The organism is Pseudomonas sp. USTB-Z (assembly GCF_019691255.1).
In the GTDB taxonomy this organism is placed as follows: Bacteria; Pseudomonadota; Gammaproteobacteria; order Pseudomonadales; family Pseudomonadaceae; genus Aquipseudomonas; species Aquipseudomonas alloputida.
The window spans coordinates 1-1,553 of record NZ_JAECZP010000054.1 but is presented as its reverse complement, the minus strand read 5'-3'; the positions used below and the strand labels follow the sequence as shown (position 1 = coordinate 1,553).

At 62.7% G+C, this 1,553-nt stretch carries 1 protein-coding gene; it reads right to left on the bottom strand.

From position 1 onward, the window contains the following. The coding region (locus tag I8746_RS26785; protein WP_221101215.1) for an acetolactate synthase large subunit at positions 1-1,553 on the bottom strand (1,553 nt) is incomplete at its 3' end.

The following is a 1,553-nucleotide window of genomic DNA, read 5'->3' as shown; positions in this document are numbered from 1 at the left end:
GGGGTCTTGATGCAGTGCTCCAGCAGCGGCAGCAGGCCTTCGGCGCTTTCCACGCGGTGGCCGTTGGCGCCGTAGGCTTCGGCATACTTGACGAAGTCCGGGTTGCCGTAGTCCAGGCCGAAATCGGTGAAGCCCATGTTGGCCTGCTTCCAGCGGATCATGCCGTAGCCGTCGTCACGCAGGATCACCACGGTGATGTGCATGCCCAGACGTACTGCAGTTTCCAGTTCCTGGCTGTTCATCATGAAGCCGCCGTCGCCGCACACCGAGATTACCGGGCGGTCCGGGTGCACCAGGTGCGCAGCCATTGCCGATGGCAGGCCGGCGCCCATGGTCGCCAGGGCGTTGTCCAGCAGCACGGTGTTTGGCTTGTGCGCTTTGTAGTTGCGGGCGAACCAGATCTTGTAGATGCCGTTGTCCAGGGCGACGATGCCATCGGACGGCAGTACACGGCGGATGTCAGCCACCATGCGCTGTGGGTAGACCGGGAAGCGGTCGTCGTCGGCGCCTTCGGCGATCTGTGCTTCGTTGGCTTCACGGATGGCCATCAGGCGGGTGAAGTCCCAGTGCGACGTGTCGTTCAGCGCTTCACTGATCTGCCACACGGCGTTGGCGATGTCGCCGATCACTTCTACTTGCGGGAAGTACACGGCATCGACTTCGGCAGAGCGGAAGTTGATGTGGATGACTTCGGTGCCGCCACGGACCATGAAGAACGGCGGCTTCTCGATCACATCGTGGCCGATGTTGATGATCAGGTCGGCGGCTTCGACGGCGCGGTGAACGAAGTCGCCCGACGACAGCGCAGCGTTGCCAAGGAAGCGCGGGTGGCGCTCGTCGACCACGCCTTTACCCATTTGGGTGGTGATGAACGGGATGCCGGTCTTGTCGATCAGTTGCTTGAGGACCTTGGCGGTCATCTTGCGGTTGGCACCGGCACCGATCACCAGGATCGGGTTACGCGCGTTCTGCAGTTTCTCGACGGCAGCTTCAATGGCCACGTGCTCGGCCAGCGGGCGGCGGTGCAGGCTGCGCGGGATCGGCAGCGCGTCGGTCTGCTCGGCGGCGATGTCTTCCGGCAGCTCCAGGTGCACCGCACCCGGCTTTTCTTCTTCGGCCAGGCGGAAGGCTTCGCGCATGCGGGCCGGGATGTTGTCGGCCGAGGCGAACTGGTGGGTGTACTTGGTGATGGGGTCCATCATGCCGCACACGTCAATGATCTGGAAGCGACCCTGCTTGGACTTCTTGATCGGCTTCTGCCCGGTGATCATCATCATCGGCATGCCGCCCAGGTAGGCGTAGGCGCTGGCGGTCACCAGGTTGGTGGCACCAGGGCCGAGGGTCGACAGGCTGACGCCGGTCTTGCCGGTCAGACGACCGTAGGTGGCAGCCATGAAACCTGCAGACTGCTCGTGACGGGTCAGTACCAGCTTGATCTTCGACTTGCGCAGGGATTCGAGCAGGTCGAGGTTTTCCTCACCGGGAATGCCGAATACATACTCGACACCTTCGTTTTCCAGGCATTGCACAACGACATCGGCGGCCTTGGCCAT